Source organism: Candidatus Pelagibacter sp. PS_16, assembly GCF_059417965.1.
On record NZ_CM182074.1, the window covers coordinates 870922 to 886419 of the forward strand.

Sequence of the window (15498 nt, forward strand, 5' to 3'; positions counted from 1 at the left end):
TCTATATCATATTCCTTAATACATACTGAAGTATTCCACCATTTTTATAATACTCTAATTCGTTTTTAGTGTCTATTCTACATAGCGTTTTGATCTTTTTAATGTCTCCCGAGGCATATTTTATTTCAACTTGAACATGATCTGATGCATTTATACCCTCTTCAATTTGAAGAACTGTTATCAACTCTGAACCAATTAATTTTAAGTTTACCCTATCGTGTCCTTCGGTAAATTGTAGAGGTAAAACACCCATTCCAATTAAATTAGATCTATGAATTCTTTCAAAACTTTCTGCTATTACAACTTTAACACCTAATAGTTTTGTTCCTTTGGCAGCCCAATCTCTTGACGATCCTGTTCCATATTCTTTTCCACCTATAACAACAAGGTCTGTGCCTCTTTTTTTATATTCCTCTACAGCATTATAAACTGGCATTACTTTTTCTTCTGGATATAATTTTGTAAACCCACCTTCTGTTCCTGGTGCCATTTCATTTCTTATTCTAATATTTGCAAAAGTTCCTCTCATCATTACCTCATGGTTTCCTCTTCTTGATCCGTAAGAGTTATAATCTGTTGGAAGTATTTGATGTTCCATAAAATATTCACCTGTCGGGCTTTCTTTTTGAATATTTCCTGCTGGAGAAATATGATCAGTTGTAACCATATCCCCTAAAATTAAAAGTGGTCTTGCATCTTTAATAGGTTTAAATCCCTCAGGTTGATCAGATAAATTTTCAAAAAATGGTGGTTTTTTTACATAAGTTGAACTTGAATCCCAATTGTAAATACTGGTATTTTCAGTTTTAATTTCTTGCCACTGTTTAGGGCCTTCTGAAACATTTGAATATCTTTTAACAAACATCTCTGCATTTAGAGATTCTCTTAATGTGTCTTCAATTTCCTTATTAGATGGCCAAATATCTTTTAAAAATACATCTTTACCATCTTTACTTTTTCCTAAAGGCTCTTTGTATAAATCAAATTCCATGTGACCAGCAAGTGCATAAGCTACTACAAGTGGTGGTGATGCTAAGTAATTAGCTTTTATATGTGGAGAAATTCTTCCTTCAAAATTTCTATTTCCAGATAAAACTGACACAGCGTAGATGTTTTCCTTGTCTATTGCTTTAACAATTTCCTCTGGTAAAGGGCCTGAATTTCCTATGCAAGTCGTGCAACCATATCCAACCAAATTGAAACCAAGTTTATCTAAAAATACATTCAGTCCTGCTTTTGCTAAATAATCTGTAACTACTTGTGAGCCTGGTGCTAATGATGTTTTAACCCAAGGTTTGGTTTCTAAACCAAGTTCAACTGCTTTTTTTGCTAATAACCCAGCACCAATTAATACATTTGGATTGGATGTATTTGTACATGAAGTAATAGCTGCAATTAATATTGAGCCATCTTTAATTTCATAATCTGTTCCTGATACTTTTGAAATATGCTGTTCTTTTCTATTAGTTGCATCTTCAAAAACTTTTTTAAATCCAGTAGATGCATCTGTTAATAAAACTTTGTCCTGAGGTCTTTTAGGTCCTGAAATAGTTGGAACAACTGTAGACATATCTAACGATAAGGTATCAGTAAATTCAACTTGGTCATTAGCCCATAAACCTTGTTCTTTTGCATATTTCTCAACTATATTTACTGTGATCTCATCTCTACCTGAGAATCTTAAATACTTTAATGTCTCTTCATCAATTGGGAAAAAGCCACATGTTGCTCCATATTCTGGTGCCATATTTGCAATTGTTGCTCTATCAGCAAGAGTTAAATTCTTTAAGCCTTCTCCATAAAATTCAACAAATTTTCCAACAACTCCTTTATCTCTTAACATTTTTACAACTGTTAAAACTAAATCTGTCGCAGTAGTACCTTCTGGCATTTTATTTTTAACTTCAAATCCTATTACTTCTGGAATTAACATTGAAATTGGCTGACCTAACATTCCAGCTTCAGCTTCTATTCCACCAACACCCCAACCAAGAACTGATAAACCATTAACCATAGTAGTGTGACTATCAGTACCAACTAACGTGTCAGGAAATAAATAGTTCTCGTTTTGAAATTTTTCAGACCAGACTACTTTTGATAAATATTCTAAATTAACCTGGTGACAAATCCCAGTTCCAGGAGGAACAATTCTAAAGTTATTAAAAGCTTGCTGTCCCCATTTTAAAAAAGAATATCTCTCACCATTTCTTTTAAATTCAATATCAACATTTTTTTCAAATGAATCTGAGTTTGCAGATTTATCTACTTGTACAGAGTGATCAATAACTAGATCAACTGCAGAAAGTGGGTTGATTGTATTGGGATCTTTATTTTTTTCTTTAACCGCTTCTCTCATAGCTGCAAGATCAGCAACGGCTGGTATTCCCGTGTAGTCCTGTAACAAAACTCTAGCTGGTCTATAAGCTATCTCAGTTAATGATTTTTTTGTCTTTAGCCATTCTTTAATTGCTTCTATTTGACTTTTAGTTACTGACAGATCGTCCTCGTATCTTAAAAGGTTTTCTAACAAAACTTTTAATGACTTTGGAAGTTTTGAAATTCCATCTAAACCATTCTTTTCTGCTTCTACTAAAGAATAATATTTGTAGTCCCTATCATTAATACTGATAGTTTTTAGGGAGTTATAAGAATTTTGATTTCCTGGTTTCATTTAATTTAGATATAGAAGCCTATTATACAAACAATAAGTAGCAAGGACATAGCATAATTAAATCGTTTAATAAAATTATTATTTGTCGCAAAATTCCTTAAAAACTTACCTAAAAAAGCCCATGCTGTAATACTTGTTAGAGCTGTCAAAGAGCAAACGACAATAACTGTTAAAGAACTATTTAAGTAATCGTTTTCTAATACAAATTTTGAGATTAATGTAATAGCTGCCATTACTCCTTTAGGATTTAAAAACTGGAATGTAAAAGTATCAATAAATTTTACTGGATTAATTTTTTTACCCTCTTTGGATGTTTCAGAAAATGAAATTTTATAAGCTAAATATATGAGGAATAAAGTTCCTAATATTCTGATCACTTCCTGGATTAGTGGATATTTAATAAAAGTTGATATCAATACAAAATTGATCAAAATTACTAACACAGTATAACCCAACCAAACTCCCATTATTAATGGAATTGTTTTTTTTATACCAAAATTAAAACCTGAGTAAGAAGCAACAGCATTATTAGGTCCTGGTGTAAAACCTAATGAACAAGAAATTCCAATCAATAAAAATAATTCAGGATGCATAAAGTTTAAGCTATTGGAAGCCCATTCTCTGATTGTTGAGATGGGTGAACTAGTATAACTTTGCCTTCATCATCAATCGAACCTAAAATAAGAACTTGTGAAACTACACCTGCAATATTTTTTTCTGGAAAGTTACAAACGCCAATAACTTGTTTACCTTTTAAATTTTCTTCATTGTAATAATGTGTAATTTGTGCGGATGATTGCTTAACACCTATATCTTTTCCAAAATCCACTTCAATTACTAGTGAAGGTTTTCTAGCTTTTTCATTTTTTTTAACTGATATTACAGTGCCTACTCTAATGTCTATTTTGTCAAAAATATCATAGGTTATTTGTTCTTTCATAAATTTAATATATAATACAACTATATTATGAGTACAGAAAATAGTTCAGATCAATTATTCAACAACTCTGTTAAAATCTTAACTGATTTAATTAGTTTCAAAACTATATCTGGAGAAGACAATAGTTCATTAATTAACTATTGTGATGAAATTCTAAACAAACTAGGTGCTACTTCATTTAAAACTTTTGACGATGAAAAAAAAAGAGTTAATCTTTTTGCTACACTTAAAGCAAAGAAACCTAGTAATAAAAAACCTATAATTTTATCAGGTCATACTGATGTTGTTCCAGTTTCTAAGGGATGGAGTACCGATCCATTTGTTGCAACAATAAAAGATGACAAACTTTTTGGTAGAGGTTCTTGTGATATGAAAGGTTTTATAGCTTGCACATTAGCTTTTGCTCCTATTTATGCAAAAGCTAATTTGGATAGAGATATTCATTTCTCATATACGTTTGATGAAGAAACTGCCTGTATAGGGGCTCCAATTTTAATTGAAGAGTTAAAAAAAAGAGGAGTTAAAGATGGAATTTGTATAATTGGTGAGCCTACTAATATGAAAATAATAGATGCACACAAAGGATGCTACGAATACACAACTTATTTTGAGGGTTTAGCAGGTCATAGTTCTGCTCCACACAAGGGAGTTAGTGCTGTTGAATACGCATCAAGATATGTGAATAAACTAATTGAATTAAGAGAAGAATTAAAAGAAAGATCACCTAAAGACTCTATTTTTGACCCTCCTCACTCTACTTTATCAATTGGAGGGATTTTTGGCGGTATAGCACACAATGTAATAGCGGATAAATGTCATGTGAATTGGGAAACAAGACCTGTCGTCAAAGAAGATGGTGTTTTTTTAAATGCAAAAATAGATAAATATGCAAATGAAATACTTTTACCAGATATGAAAAAAGTTTTTCCTAACGCATCAATTAAAAAAAAAATTATTGGTGAAGTCACTGGTTTTGATAGAGATGAAAAATCGAATGCTTGTGAACTAGTTTCAAGTTTAACAGGAGACAACACAAGAGAAGTTGTGTCATTTGGAACTGAAGCTGGTTTATTTCAAGAAATAGGAATAAGCACAGTTGTGTGTGGACCAGGCTCGATTGAGCAAGCTCACAAAATTGATGAATTTATAATTCTTGATGAGCTTAAAAAATGTTTAAGCTTGCTTGATGGCATTAAAGAAAAATCTGTAATAAATTAATCGTTCCAACCACTAACTACCTTAACTTCTAAATATTCTTCTAAACCTAATTTACCAGCTTCACGGCCAATACCTGAATGTTTGTATCCACCAAAAGGGGCATCAGGAGCTAAGCCTGCACCATTAATATCGACCATTCCTGATCTTAATTTTCTAGCAACTCTATTCGCTTTTTCTTGATCTTGAGTTTGAATAAAATTTAATAATCCATACGGAGTGTCATTAGCTATAGCAATAGCTTCTTCTTCAGTTTCAAAAGGTATAATTGACAAAACAGGACCAAATATTTCTGTTCTTGCAATCTGCATTTGGTTATTAACATCCGCAAATGCTGTAGGTTTAACAAAATAACCTTTATCAAGGCCATCTGGTTTGCCTGTTCCACCAGCAACTAATTTTGCACCTTCGTCAATTCCAATCTGTATTAATGTTTGAATTTTTTCAAATTGAGTTTTTGAAACAACAGGACCAATATGATCACCATTTTTTGTTGCAACATCAACTTTCATTGAGTTAGCAAAATTTTTAACTCTTTCCACTGCATCTGCATAGATTGATTTTTCAACTAACATTCTTGTTGGAGCATTACATGATTGCCCTGAATTTCTAAAACATCTTAAAGCACCTCTTTCAACTGCTTCAGCGTCAGCATCTTTAAATATGATATTTGCACCTTTCCCTCCAAGTTCAAGACTAATTCTTTTAAAATCACTTGCAGCATTTTGAGAAATTAAAGCACCTGCTCTAGTTGATCCTGTAAATGAAACCATGTTTACATCTGGATGACTAGTAAGTGCATTACCAGCAACAGCACCATCTCCGTTAATAAGATTAAAAACGCCTTTTGGTAGTTTAATTTCGTCAATCATTTCTGCTAAAATTATTGATGATAATGGAGCTATCTCAGATGGTTTAAGAACCATTGTACATCCAGCTGCTATAGCAGGAATCACTTTCAAGCAAACCTGATTCATTGGCCAATTCCATGGAGTAATTAATGCACAAACTCCTTTTGGTTCATGCAAAATATTATTATTAAGAGCATGTTCTCCTAATTTTGCTTCAAATGTGTATTCTTTTAAAACTTTTATATAGGATTTTATGTGGCTAGCTCCAGTTCCCGCTTGTAATTGTGTTGAAAAATCTATCGGCGATCCCATTTCAAGTGAGATTGCCTCAGCCATATCATTCCATCTTTTTTTATAAACTTCATAAAGGGCTTCTAAATACTTTAATCTTTCTTCTTTAGTGGAAAAGGCCCAAGTTTCAAATGCTCTAGTTGCAGCACTTACAGCATCATTTACATCATCAACTCCAGCTAAAGATATAACTGCGCATTCCTCTTCAGTTGAAGGGTCAATTACTTTGAAATCATTTGATTTTTTTGGAGAAACCCATTCTCCATTTATATAAAATTTTTTTTTATCTAGCATTTCTAAAAATTATATTATCTTTTAACTTTTGCAAACAAATTAGTTAATTCATAAACAATTGTAGCTGCTGCTAAAGATGTAACTTCTGCATGGTCATATGCTGGAGACACTTCAACTACATCCGCAGAAATTAAATTTAAACCTGAAAGGCCTCTTATAACATTAACCATTTCTCTTGTAGTCATTCCTGCAATTTCGGGTGTACCCGTTCCTGGTGCAAAAGCAGGATCCAAAACATCTATGTCAATAGATAAATAAAGTGGATTGTTACCAACTCTTTTTCTTATTCTTTCAGCAATTTTATCTGTACCTTGTGTTTGAAATTCATCACAGTGAATGATTTTAAAACCAAACTCTTCATCATTTTTAATATCATCTCTACTGTAAAGAGGACCTCTAATCCCAACATGCATTGAAGCATCATCTAAAAATAAATTTTCTTCTCTTGCTCTTCTAAAAGGAGTTCCATGAGTATAGGGCGCTCCAAAATATGTGTCCCATGTATCTAGGTGAGCATCAAAATGTACTAAAGCAACTGGCCCATTATTCATTTTATTAATAGCTCTTAGCAAAGGAAGAGCAATTGTGTGATCACCTCCTAAACTAATAATGCCACCTACTTTATTTAAAAGTTCCGTAGCCCCCTCTTCTATTTGTTTGATGGCTTCATCAATGTTAAATGGGTTACATGTGATGTCGCCTGCATCAGCAACTTGCTGAACTTTAAATGGCTCAACATCGTAACTTGGATGATAATTAGTTCTTAAATGTCTTGATGCCTGTCTAATACTCATGGGTCCAAATCTCGCACCAGGTCTATAACTGGTGCCTGCATCAAATGGAATTCCAACAATTGCTACGTCACAACTCTCAACATCTCTTAATTCTGGTAATCTCGCAAATGTAGATGGCCCAGCAAATCTTGGAACTTTAGTTCCACTTATTGGTTGTACTGGATTTTTGTTTCTTTCTTTTTTCATTTATAAATAAAATGTACCACATTCTTTAAGAATGGAATATCTTCTATCTTTAAAATTATGAACTTAATAAGAGCTATTTTACTATTAATTTTTTTAAGTACACCCCTAAAAGCAAATACTATTTATAATTTAATTAAGATACCTAACTTAGAGATTTATGAAATAAATACCAAAAATAAACTTAGATATTTTTATGCAGCAAGACCCTTCCAACTAGGCACTCAAAAAAACATTGTTTGTTCAAATCCGAATAAGAAAGATTTAGAATTAAAATATAAGATTATTCATAAAAATCTTAATAGATACTCTTATGACTATCTAAAAAAAATTAATCTCAAATATATTGTAATGTGTGAAAATTTATCTATCTCAGAACTATATACAGCTGGTATTCCAGATAATATAATGAAAACATTAATACTAGATATCAAATTTAATGAGAAATATTTTGAAAGAGTAATTCATCATGAAGTTTTTCATGTAATGCATCTTCAGCACAAAAATATTTTTAATGAAGAAGAATGGGCTAAATTTAATAATTTTGAATTTAAATACGCTGAATGCTCTACATGCACAAAGAATATATCTTTAGAAAAATATCAAGAGACTGATGGGTTTTTTACAGAATACTCTAAATCAACAGCCTCAGAAGATATGGCAGAAGTTTATTCGCATATGATCTTCTTAGAGAAAAAAGAAATTAATCAAATTCGTAAATTAGATCCTATTTTAAATAATAAAATTTCATATATTGAAAATAAAGTAAAAGAAATAGATAATTCTTTTACTTTCTAATGATAAAAAAAATTAAAGCTTCTAAATCAGAAAAACTTATTTTTATTTTTTTAATCCTACTAGCTATCACAACTTTCTTCACATATTTTATAATTAAAAATAAATGTTTATTTGTTAAAAATATTGATCCAAAGAATATTACTTTTAAGAATCCAAATAATATTGCAATTTTAAATGTACCTTGTGGAAATGTAATTATAGAACTTTATCCTAACATTTCACCTAATGCAGTTCAAAGATTTGTAACTTTAATTAGATCTAACGCTTATGAAAATATTGCTTTTCATAGAGTAATCGAAAATAAACTTATCCAGGCTGGTGACCTAGAGTTTGGAAAAAAAGGAAATTTAGATTATGGAAAAATTGGAACTGGAAAATCAGGTTTAGGTACAATTAAATCAGAAATTGATAATGAGTTTAATTATACCATAGGTAGTGTCGGGTTAGCTCGAACATTTAAGAATGATACTGAAGACAGTCAATTTTTTATAATCCTACAGGATGAACCATTATTTGAAGGTGAATATACACCTGTTGGAAAAGTTCTTTATGGTTTCGAAGCATTGAAAAAGATAAAATCTGATAAACGCTCAGAGTATATATTAAGACCAGATTTTATTAATTCCTTTAAAATGCTTAATTAATTAAAGGTTTGCCTGTTGCTAGTGTGTGTTTAATACGGTCTTGAGTTTCTTTTGTCTCTATTAATCTCATGAAAGCATCCAATTCTAATTTAAATAAATCATCTTCTGATAAAGTTTTATCTATAGTTGTATCTCCTCCACTCAAAACATGAGCGAGTTCTTTTGCAACAGTAACACCGTGATCACGAATTATTTTTTCATTATAAAGGTTTTCTATAATTTTATTCATTTCTATTAAAATTTCTTTTCCTGGTAGTTTAAATTCAGTCTCTGATGGAGTTTTAAATTCTTTATTGTCGTCTAAGATCTTTTTTGAAACTTCTAGTAAACTATTTCTATTCATTATTTTTTTATCTTCTGGTCTTAAATATTTTAATGGTTCTGCCTCAATTGGTGAAGTTGCTGTTTTTCCATAACCAATAATATCAAATACTTTAAGTGGTGCATAATGAGGATCTTTTTTAGCCTCGTCTGTATCAAGCCATCTTGCCAACATTTCCTTACATCCACCTCCAGCTGGTATCAGTCCAACTATTGTTTCCACTAATCCAACTACAATATTTGTATGTGAAGCAACAAAATTACTTTGGACCATTACTTCAAATCCACCTCCAAGAGTTAAACCTGATGGTGCAGATATCACCGGGTGATTAGAATACTTAAGATGCTTGCAGGTTTCTTGAAAATATCTAATAAATTTTTCTATGGATTTAAAATCATTTTTGTTCGCAAAATCCATTGTATAACTCAAGTTTACTCCAGCAGAAAACTGCATGCTTTCATTTATTATAATCAAAGGTTTGTCTGTAGCTTTTTTTAAAGCATCCATTGAATCATAATCTAGAGCATTTGCTTTAGTGGTAAACTCAACAATATTATAATCATTAAATCTATATATCTGTGCTGAACTGTTTCCATCTACACTTAATGCTTTCTTTTTAGCTTTTCCAAACGTTTCAATGTCAGTGTATTTTTGTCTAGATCCATAAAAATCTTGATTTCTATTTTTAGATAAATTTTCTAAAAAAGCATTTCCCTTAAAGTCGTCTATTTTACCAAAAAAAGTTTCAACTCCGATTTCTTCTAACATTTCAAATGGACCTTTAGTCCAATTAAAACCTAATCTCATTGCTTCATCAATATCATTGAAATCTTTTGTAATTGATGGAACTAAAGAAGAAGCATATTTGATAATCTTAGAAATAACAGACCAAGCATACTCACCATACTTATCCTCTCTAGAAATTAATTCTTTAAGGTCTATTTTGTCTGATTTAATATTAATTTTTTTACTTGCAGAGTATTCTCCAGTTTCAAGATTAATTGCTTCCATAAACTTAACTTCACCAGTTTTATTAACTCTATAAAATCCACCCTTGCCTTTTCTGCCGGTATATCCTGTTTCAATTAATTTTTTTACTAAAGGAATTTCTTTTGCAACTACTTGAAAAGGGTCATTTTCTGATAATTCTTTAATAAAACTTTTTAAAACATCAGCCATTAAATCAATACCAATTAAGTCATAAAGACCAAACACACCTGTTTTTGGTATACCCATTGGTCTTCCAAAAATTGCATCAGCTTCTTCTATGCTAAGTTTCATTTTAAAAGCTTCAGTCATTGCAACTTGCATTGCATAAACACCTATTCTATTTCCTAAAAAGCCTGGCGTGTCATTACAAATAATTGCACCTTTTCCAAGTTCTGTTTCACAAAAAGCTTTTAGAGAGTTTATTTTATCTAAATCATTATTTTCATTTTTAACTATCTCTAATAATCCCATGTATCTGACTGGATTAAAAAAGTGAGTAATACAAAAATCTTTTTTTTCTTCCTCTGATAAGTGTTGAGATAATATTTTGATAGGAATAGATGATGTGTTTGAAGATACTATCGCACCTTTTTTTCTTTCTTTGAATATTTTTTTATAGATATCATGTTTAATATCTATTCTTTCAACAACAGCTTCTACTACCCAGTCAGCTTCTTTTACTTCATCAAAATTATCTAAAATGTTTCCTACTTTAATGTTTTTTATTTTGGACTTATCTAACAAAAGTGGTGGTCTCGATTTGTAAATTTTATCCCGTGCTTGCTCACTTATTTCAGTTTTTAAATCCAATAAAGTTACTGGAATATTTGCATTACACAAATGTGCTGCAATTCCACTACCCATAGTTCCTGAACCTATAACTACTACTTTTTTAATTTCCATAAGATTTAAAAATTGAAGAATTGTTTATAATAAAAAAAATAATCTTAGTAAATCAATTACCTATTAATTCCTCTTAGTCTTTCAGACCTTCTTCTTAAAAGTTCTGCGCTAACAAGAATTAATGTGGACATTATAATTAAACAAGTTGCCACTGCCATTATTGTTGGGCTTAGCTGTTCCCTTAGACCAACCCACATTTGAATTGGAATAGTAGTGTTTTCAAGTCCTGCTAAGAATAACACAACAACAACTTCATCAAATGAAGTTACAAAGGCAAATAATGCACCAGAAATAACACCAGGTAAAATTAATGGCAATGTTATTTTCATAAAAGTATTAACTGGATTACTACCTAAACTTGATGCAGCACGTGTTACACTATGATCAAAACCTGTTAAAGTTGCTGTAACTGTAATAACTACAAACGGTGTACCCAAAATAATATGAGATAAAATTATTCCTGTATGTGTTGCAGCTAAACCTACTTTTGCCATAAAGAAGAATATTGCTGTTCCTGAGATAATTAATGGCACAATCATTGGAGATATTAATAAAGCCATGAACGCTGCTTTATATGGCATATGCCTACTACTTAACCCTAGAGCAGCTACCGTTCCAAGTACTGTAGATCCAATTGTAGCAAAGAAAGCTATTATTAAACTGTTTTTTGTCGCAAGTCCCCAAGGATTTTTAGTCCCATAGATCATGTCTTCGTACCATCTTAATGAAAATGCGTCTGGGTCAAGGGCTATCATTCCCTTGGAAAAGTGAATGTATTGTTCTGCATTAAATGAAAGTGGTAAAATTACAAATAGCGGTGCTATTAAAAAGAAAAATACCAACCCACAAATTGTTAAATAAGTATAATGCCAAATTCTATAATTCCAGGATGTGTAAGTTGGTAATGCCATAATTTATCCTAGTTTAATATTATCAATTCCCACTAATTTATTATAGATCCAGTAGATTGTTAACACTCCAACTAACAGCATAGAACCTAATGCTGCAGCAAACGACCAATCTAAAGAACTCTTCATATGATACGCAATCGTATTACTAATCAATGATCCACTCGCTCCACCAACTAATGCTGGAGTGATATAGTAACCTATAGCTAAAATAAAAACTAATAAACAGCCTGCACCAATTCCTGGAATTGTTAATGGAAAATAAATTTGTCTAAATGCAGTAAATGGAGTTCCACCTAATGATTTTCCAGCTCTCATTAAACTTGGAGATATTGTTTTCATCACACTGTAAAGTGGCAAAACCATAAAAGGTAATAAAATTTGTGTCATTGCAACAAAAGTGCCAACAACATTATACATTAACTCAGGTCTATTATCATCAGCAGCCCAACCTAGCCAAACAATTAGATCGTTTATAGGGCCCTGTTGTTGAAGTAAAACCATCCAGCTAGAAGTTCTAACTAATAGTGATGTCCAAAAGGGCAACAACACACATATCATCAATAAATTACTATATTTCATTGGTAGTGTGGCCAATAAATGTGAAATTGGGTAAGCAAGCAAAAAGCAGAATACAGTTACCCAAAATGCAACTTTTATAGTTCTTAACCAGAGGATTTTATGAATTCTCCTGTCTTCATCTTGTTGAATAATATTTCTGTCTTGATCAAATTTTAAATCAAGACCTTTTAGATATTTTGCATAAGACCAATTTGGAGCAGTATTCTTTAAAGCAATCCAATAATCCACGTCTTTCCATATTTTATGGGTTGCCATAAATTGTTCTTTATAATTAGCTTTTTCAAATTTTTGAATTTTTCTATTTGTTTTTTTTAATCCACTACTAAAACCAGATTTTTCATAGTTTAATCTCTGATATAATTTTCCAGCTTCTTTGTTTATAGCCAATGGATAGAAATCTTTATAAAACGCCTCATAAGTTGCTTCATCAGGCAATTCTTTTCCATCCCATTTTTCTAAAGCAGCAAATGTGTTAGGTAATTTTTGTGTGATCATACGATCATCTACACTTCTAAATAGCATGTCTCCTATTGGAAATATGTATGTAATTATAAGGAATAAAAATAACGGACCTACAAGCATTAAAGCCTTTAGCTTATTTTTTCTCTCAGCTTTTTTTAGGCTTATCTCTAGAGGTATCCCGTCTGATGATAATATTTTTTCTGTACTCATATTTAAAATTCTTAAAAAAAAAGGGCGGTTATTTTATAACCGCCCTAATATTTTATAACAAAAACTTAATCTATAAAACTAAATTATAGACCAGCTTTCATTGCTTCCCATTTTTCACCGATTTCATCTTGGTTATCTGCCCAGAAATCAGGGTTCATAAGAATGTATCTTTTTGTGTTAGCAGGTGCTGTTGGCATATGTGGTACCATACTTGTTTTACCATCTTTAAACCAAGGCTCTCCAGCTTCCATAACAGCAATTGAAGATTTTCTCCAAGGTGCGTATGCAATATACTTAGCACTTCCAGCTAAACCTTCTGAGCTAGTCATTTCTCTAAGTACTTTCATAGCGCTACCGTCAGCATAACCTGGACCATCTTTAACTAATGCAAAATATTCATAGTCAAGAATTTGTCCATCCCATACTTGTACAAGTGGAGTTCCTTCCATTTGCGCATTAAAGAATCTACCGTTCCAACCAGTTGCCATTACTACTTCACCATTAGCTAGTAGTTCTGGTGGTTGAGCTCCAGCATTCCAGAATACACATCCACCATTTGGATCTGTACAAAGTGCTTTAAGCTTGTTCATAGCTCTATCAATACCGCCATCTGCTTCAAGTTTTCTGTAAGTTAAGTCAGAACCTTTACCAGGGTTTACACCGTCTGCAGTGATAGCAATCTCTAAGTTAGACATTGCACCTTTGTAAATTGCTCTTTTACCAGGGAAGTTTTTAGTATCAAAAAAGTCTTTCAATGAGTTAGGCTTTTTAGCACCGATTGTTGCATCGTTATAAGCATAGTTCCAAGAGTACAGAATGTTTCCAACTGCACATTTTGAAGGCATGCTTGTAAAGAAGTCCTGACTTGCAGGTGTTCCATCTGGAGCAGGTGCAAAGTCTTTATCAAAATCGAATTCATGGAAAATACCTTCGTCACATCCAATGATAGTGTCTTTTGCGTACACATCAATGATGTCCCAAGTGATTTTTCCAGCTTCTTTTTGAGCTTTAATCTCTGATAATCCACCAGTGTAGTCTACCCAGTTTACAGGTATACCTAATTTAGCAGCAGTAGGATCACCATACCCTAATTTTTGACTTTCAGTATAAGCACCACCCCAAGACACTACAGTAACTGCAAATGCTGAAGTCGTGATAGAAAGTACAAAAGATAGAGCAAGTAATAATTTACTTAATTTTTTCATTTTCTCTCCTATTTAACGTTAACGTTTGTTATTTTATAAAGTGAAAGTAAAACAATATAGGATACTTTAGTCAACAGGCAATTATGGCTAATTTGCCTTTATTTTATTTATATTTTATTAGGATAGTTTTTAAATTATTTTGGATCTAAGGCTCTACAGTCAATACTATTCCAGCCTATATCTAGTACATTACCCTTTTTAAGGTCTAATCTTGCAGTACTATTTGGTACTTTAAGGATAAAATCTTTATTACCTAGTAAGTCAACTCTAAGTCTTGTGTGATCGCCGTGATAAATTATTTCTTCTATTTTTCCTTTATGATTATTATCCATCTTATCTGAAGGATCTATAATTGCTCTTTCAGGTCTTAGTGAAACTTTAGTCTTATCTCCTTTTGCTTTTACAGCAACTGGATTTGCTAAAATTTCTGTGCCATTTTCTAATTTAACTTTACATTTATCTCCTGAAATATCTAAAACTTGTCCTGAAAATTTATTATTTTCTCCAATGAACTCAGCAACAAACGAATTAACCGGTTTTTCATACAATTCATCAGGACTTGATAGTTGCTGAACTTTACCATCATTGAAAACTGCAATACGGTTTGACATTGTTAATGCTTCAGTTTGATCGTGTGTAACATACACAACTGTTACACCAATACTTTCGTGAATATGTTTAATTTCATATTGCATGCTTTCTCTTAAATTTTTGTCTAATGCTCCAAGTGGTTCATCCATTAATACTACTTGTGGATCAAAAACTAATGATCTTGCAACAGCAACACGCTGTTGTTGTCCACCTGATAATTGCATCGGCATTCTTGCTTCAAAACCATGAAGTGAAACCATAGATAAAGCTTTATCTATTTTTTTATCAGCTTCATCTTTTGGAATTTTTCTAACTCTTAATGGAAAAGCTAAATTTTCATAAACAGTCATGTGTGGAAATAAAGCATAGTTCTGGAATACCATTCCTATTCCTCTTTTGTGAGGTGGAATATTTGAAATAACCTTACCATCTAAATAAATTTCTCCATGAGTTGGTGTTTCAAAACCAGCCAGCATCATAAGACAAGTTGTTTTACCAGAACCAGAGGGTCCTAGCATAGTTACAAACTCACCTTCTTCAATGTCTAGATTTAATCCTTTAACGACCAATACTTTGCCATCATAGCTCTTGTCTACATTGTCAAATTTTACAAATTCTTTGTTTTTAGTCATATTTTCTAAATG

The 15498-nt window shown here is 31.7% G+C and carries 13 protein-coding genes; 3 read left to right on the forward strand and 10 right to left on the reverse strand.

The features are described 5' to 3' along the window. Position 1: 1 nt before the first annotated feature. From acnA to AC5SL0_RS04690, 3 genes are read right to left on the reverse strand one after another with little or no spacing between them, the layout of a single operon-like run. A complete protein-coding gene (acnA, locus tag AC5SL0_RS04680; RefSeq protein ID WP_494617969.1) occupies positions 2-2671 on the reverse strand; it encodes an aconitate hydratase AcnA in 2670 nt (889 codons plus the stop codon). 5 nt (positions 2672-2676) lie between these two features. Then, the gene (locus tag AC5SL0_RS04685; RefSeq protein WP_027307096.1) at positions 2677-3264 is read right to left on the reverse strand and encodes a LysE family translocator; all 588 of its coding nucleotides are present in this window, start codon (positions 3262-3264) and stop codon (positions 2677-2679) included. Between the two features lie 5 nt (positions 3265-3269). Further along, entirely contained in the window at positions 3270-3611 is a 342-nt protein-coding gene (locus AC5SL0_RS04690; RefSeq protein WP_027307097.1) for a tRNA-binding protein, read from the reverse strand. Positions 3612-3638: 27 nt separating this feature from the next. Between AC5SL0_RS04690 and argE the strand changes: the two genes are divergently transcribed. Beyond that, positions 3639-4829, forward strand: coding sequence for an acetylornithine deacetylase (argE, locus tag AC5SL0_RS04695; protein ID WP_011282310.1), 1191 nt, complete (start codon positions 3639-3641; stop codon positions 4827-4829). Here argE and AC5SL0_RS04700 read toward each other — a convergent pair. Both AC5SL0_RS04700 and speB read right to left on the reverse strand, forming a co-directional pair. Continuing rightward, the gene (locus AC5SL0_RS04700; RefSeq protein ID WP_494587174.1) at positions 4826-6262 is read right to left on the reverse strand and encodes an aldehyde dehydrogenase family protein; all 1437 of its coding nucleotides are present in this window, start codon (positions 6260-6262) and stop codon (positions 4826-4828) included. The genes argE and AC5SL0_RS04700 overlap by 4 nt on opposite strands. A gap of 14 nt (positions 6263-6276) precedes the next feature. Then, complete coding sequence (gene speB / locus AC5SL0_RS04705) at positions 6277-7242, reverse strand: agmatinase (protein ID WP_271499193.1); 966 nt, start codon at positions 7240-7242, stop codon at positions 6277-6279. Positions 7243-7299: 57 nt separating this feature from the next. On the opposite strand from speB, the gene AC5SL0_RS04710 reads away from it, so the two are divergent. Together AC5SL0_RS04710 and AC5SL0_RS04715 are read left to right on the forward strand one after the other, a co-directional pair. Then, positions 7300-8037: a putative zinc-binding metallopeptidase gene (locus AC5SL0_RS04710; RefSeq protein ID WP_494616939.1), complete on the forward strand. Its 738-nt coding sequence runs from the start codon at positions 7300-7302 to the stop codon at positions 8035-8037. Further along, a complete protein-coding gene (locus AC5SL0_RS04715; protein ID WP_494617971.1) occupies positions 8037-8681 on the forward strand; it encodes a peptidylprolyl isomerase in 645 nt (214 codons plus the stop codon). Before AC5SL0_RS04710 ends, AC5SL0_RS04715 begins: the two co-directional genes overlap by 1 nt. On the opposite strand, the gene AC5SL0_RS04720 is transcribed toward AC5SL0_RS04715, so the two are convergent. The 5 genes from AC5SL0_RS04720 to AC5SL0_RS04740 form a co-directional block, all read right to left on the reverse strand. Further along, on the reverse strand, positions 8674-10896 hold the full coding sequence (locus AC5SL0_RS04720; RefSeq protein WP_494617973.1) for a 3-hydroxyacyl-CoA dehydrogenase/enoyl-CoA hydratase family protein: 2223 nt from the start codon (positions 10894-10896) through the stop codon (positions 8674-8676). The two genes, AC5SL0_RS04715 and AC5SL0_RS04720, sit on opposite strands and share 8 nt — an antisense overlap. Before the next feature lie 56 nt (positions 10897-10952). Beyond that, entirely contained in the window at positions 10953-11807 is an 855-nt protein-coding gene (locus AC5SL0_RS04725) for an ABC transporter permease (protein WP_006997949.1), read from the reverse strand. A 3-nt stretch (positions 11808-11810) separates the two neighbouring features. Then, positions 11811-13058: an ABC transporter permease gene (locus AC5SL0_RS04730; RefSeq protein WP_494617975.1), complete on the reverse strand. Its 1248-nt coding sequence runs from the start codon at positions 13056-13058 to the stop codon at positions 11811-11813. A gap of 83 nt (positions 13059-13141) precedes the next feature. Continuing rightward, complete coding sequence (locus tag AC5SL0_RS04735) at positions 13142-14263, reverse strand: extracellular solute-binding protein (RefSeq protein WP_494616946.1); 1122 nt, start codon at positions 14261-14263, stop codon at positions 13142-13144. Between the two features lie 134 nt (positions 14264-14397). Further along, a complete protein-coding gene (locus tag AC5SL0_RS04740; protein ID WP_011282319.1) occupies positions 14398-15486 on the reverse strand; it encodes an ABC transporter ATP-binding protein in 1089 nt (362 codons plus the stop codon). Positions 15487-15498 lie beyond the last annotated feature (12 nt).

Bases quoted from the DNA above. Each gene is read 5' to 3' on its own strand.
- AC5SL0_RS04735 (WP_494616946.1), bottom strand. From the start codon at position 14,263: ATGAAAAAATTAAGTAAATTATTACTTGCTCTATCTTTTGTACTTTCT.
- AC5SL0_RS04740 (WP_011282319.1), bottom strand. From the start codon at position 15,486: ATGACTAAAAACAAAGAATTTGTAAAATTTGACAATGTAGACAAGAGC.
- AC5SL0_RS04730 (WP_494617975.1), bottom strand. From the start codon at position 13,058: ATGAGTACAGAAAAAATATTATCATCAGACGGGATACCTCTAGAGATA.
- AC5SL0_RS04685 (WP_027307096.1), bottom strand. From the start codon at position 3,264: ATGCATCCTGAATTATTTTTATTGATTGGAATTTCTTGTTCATTAGGT.
- AC5SL0_RS04725 (WP_006997949.1), bottom strand. From the start codon at position 11,807: ATGGCATTACCAACTTACACATCCTGGAATTATAGAATTTGGCATTAT.
- argE (WP_011282310.1), top strand. From the start codon at position 3,639: ATGAGTACAGAAAATAGTTCAGATCAATTATTCAACAACTCTGTTAAA.
- AC5SL0_RS04710 (WP_494616939.1), top strand. From the start codon at position 7,300: ATGAACTTAATAAGAGCTATTTTACTATTAATTTTTTTAAGTACACCC.
- AC5SL0_RS04700 (WP_494587174.1), bottom strand. From the start codon at position 6,262: ATGCTAGATAAAAAAAAATTTTATATAAATGGAGAATGGGTTTCTCCA.
- AC5SL0_RS04690 (WP_027307097.1), bottom strand. From the start codon at position 3,611: ATGAAAGAACAAATAACCTATGATATTTTTGACAAAATAGACATTAGA.
- AC5SL0_RS04720 (WP_494617973.1), bottom strand. From the start codon at position 10,896: ATGGAAATTAAAAAAGTAGTAGTTATAGGTTCAGGAACTATGGGTAGT.
- speB (WP_271499193.1), bottom strand. From the start codon at position 7,242: ATGAAAAAAGAAAGAAACAAAAATCCAGTACAACCAATAAGTGGAACT.
- AC5SL0_RS04715 (WP_494617971.1), top strand. From the start codon at position 8,037: ATGATAAAAAAAATTAAAGCTTCTAAATCAGAAAAACTTATTTTTATT.
- acnA (WP_494617969.1), bottom strand. From the start codon at position 2,671: ATGAAACCAGGAAATCAAAATTCTTATAACTCCCTAAAAACTATCAGT.